We start from the raw sequence: 1,443 nt of genomic DNA, 5'->3' as shown, positions 1-1,443 counted from the left end.
TGAACTGAACCGAAAAAGTTAGACACTAAATAGTTTCGTTAGGCGACCTTTAGAACCTGCGTCCGGTATTCCACCGGGCTCAGGTTTTTTAGTCGTTTCTTGATGCGACGATGATTATAGTACTCGATGTATCGCTCGAGCTCCTGTTTGAAATGGGTCATATCTTCGAACTTCCTGAGATAAAGGAGTTCGGACTTGAGCACGGCGAAGAAACTCTCGATGGCCGCGTTGTCGAGACAGTTGCCCTTTCGGGACATACTCTGGGTGATGCCGTGTTCGCGCAGCTTCGCCGTGAACGCTCGGAACTGGTATTGCCAGCCCTGGTCAGAATGGAGGATCGGCCTTCCATCGCCGTCGAGTCTTGCGATGGCTTGGTCCAACATCTCGCCGACGAACGGATATCTAGGACTGTCTGACATCGAATAGGCAATGATTTCCCGGTTTGCCAGGTCCATCATCGGGGAGAGATAGAGTTTCTCCCCGAAAAGATGGAACTCGGTGACATCGGTCACCCACTTCTGGTTTAGGCCTGTGGCCTGGAAATCTCGCTCAAGGAGGTTCGGTGCGATCGTTCCGACCTCTCCTTTGTAGGACCGATATTTCTTCATGCGGACGAGGCACTTGAGACCGAGCTCGTCCATGAGACGCAATACGGTTTTCGGGTCGTGCCTGAAGCCTTGGCGCTCGAGGAGCGCATGGATGCGCCGATAGCCACAACGTCCTTCGTGTTCGTGGAAGAGGGTCTGAATCGCTTCCTTCACGTCCGTGTACTTGTCAACAGCCGTCAGGCGTGTCCGCCAATAGTAGTAGACGCTTCGAGCCATATCGAGCACCTGGAGGAGACCCGGTACAGGATAGGTGGCCCGTAGCTCGTCGATCACTTGGGCCTTGATCCGGTTCGTCGCGCTTCCTCTTCTTGAACCAAGGCTTTCAATTTTTTTAACGCGGCGTTCTCCATCTCGAGGTACTCGACCCGTTCCTTGAGCTCCTCGACCTCTGTCATCTCGTCCGGATTCTTTTTCTTGCGTTTCGCCATCGGGGCACGTCCTTTCGCTTTGGCTACCAACCCCTCGACTCCTTTCCGTTCATACGCGGACCGCCAAGTGGAGATCATTCCAGGGGAGGAAATGCGGTACTTCAGGGCCGCATCCAAGCAGGACAGCCTATTAGTAGCCATATCGTTTAGTACCTCCAGTTTAAACGCCGGCGAGTGGACTGTATAGGAAGGATCGAAGATTTCCTCCCCCCAACGCTCATAGAGATGCGACCAGATACGCACCTGGCTATACGAGATTCCGAACTCCTGTGACAAAACCTCAAATCCGTCCCTTCCCGTGAAGTAGCGCTGGGCGATTTGGACTTTCAATGCCTTTGAATATTTGGTCATAAAAAACACCCCATAAAAGTTGGATTTTTCATGTCCAACTTTTATGGGGCAGTTCA

The 1,443-nt window shown here is 52.5% G+C and carries 2 protein-coding genes; both read right to left on the bottom strand.

All coding sequences use genetic code 11. The features are described from left to right. Positions 1-38: 38 nt before the first annotated feature. The gene (locus tag KNO76_RS14320) at positions 39-881 is read right to left on the bottom strand and encodes an IS3 family transposase (protein ID WP_483297395.1); all 843 of its coding nucleotides are present in this window, start codon (positions 879-881) and stop codon (positions 39-41) included. Further along, positions 878-1,443 (bottom strand): helix-turn-helix domain-containing protein (locus KNO76_RS14315; protein ID WP_483297394.1); only part of this gene is annotated, 566 nt, incomplete at its 5' end. The genes KNO76_RS14315 and KNO76_RS14320, both read right to left, overlap by 4 nt.

Origin of the sequence: Exiguobacterium sp. s101, assembly GCF_018617835.1 — a bacterium.
Taxonomy (GTDB): domain Bacteria; phylum Bacillota; class Bacilli; order Exiguobacteriales; family Exiguobacteriaceae; genus Exiguobacterium; species Exiguobacterium marinum.
The sequence above is the reverse complement of the archived record's forward strand: the minus strand, read 5'-3'. Positions and strand labels throughout refer to the sequence as shown.